A 522-nucleotide genomic window follows, 5' to 3' on the forward strand; every position below is an offset into this window, starting at 1 on the left:
CTTTTATGCACTACATTATTATTTAGCCTAGACAGAAACATCGATACATAAGGGACGTATAAAGATGTCTATATTTTATAAAAATGACTCTGTTAGAACCCTTATTCCCATAAAGGTTCTCTTTTTCATATGTTCCTGAAAGAGTGATTATGGTAACTAGCATATTAAGTAAGCCCCTTTGTGTTAAACTGTACACAGAAACATGTATGAGTCTGGGGGCAATATAATGAAATGTGCAATAGGGATAGTTCTTATTGCTCAAGCTTTATTAACGTACTTAACTATTAAGACAGCATATACTCCTTACACCGTTAGAATATTAGATAGAAATACTGGAGTTATGAAAGTTTCCTATAGTTTCCCTTTAACGTACTGGTTAATCTTTATAGGTTTGGGCATCATGTTTTTAGTGGGAACATATTTAGTTTTTGCTAAAGAAAAGAAGCAGATCTTTAATTAAAGGTCTGCTTTTTATTTTTACCGATAAATGGTTTTATGTTAACTAATGATTAACAACAAGCA

General features: G+C 31.4%; 1 protein-coding gene. It reads left to right on the forward strand.

Going from position 1 to position 522, the window contains the following annotated elements; genetic code table 11:
- Window positions 1-226: 226 nt before the first annotated feature.
- Window positions 227-460 carry a hypothetical protein gene (locus tag AC1DRF_RS32020; RefSeq protein ID WP_043981855.1) on the forward strand — a complete coding sequence of 78 codons (234 nt, stop codon included), beginning with the start codon at window positions 227-229 and terminating at the stop codon, window positions 458-460.
- The last annotated feature ends 62 nt before the right edge of the window (window positions 461-522 follow it).

It is taken from the genome of Priestia sp. P5_B4 (assembly GCF_056400385.1).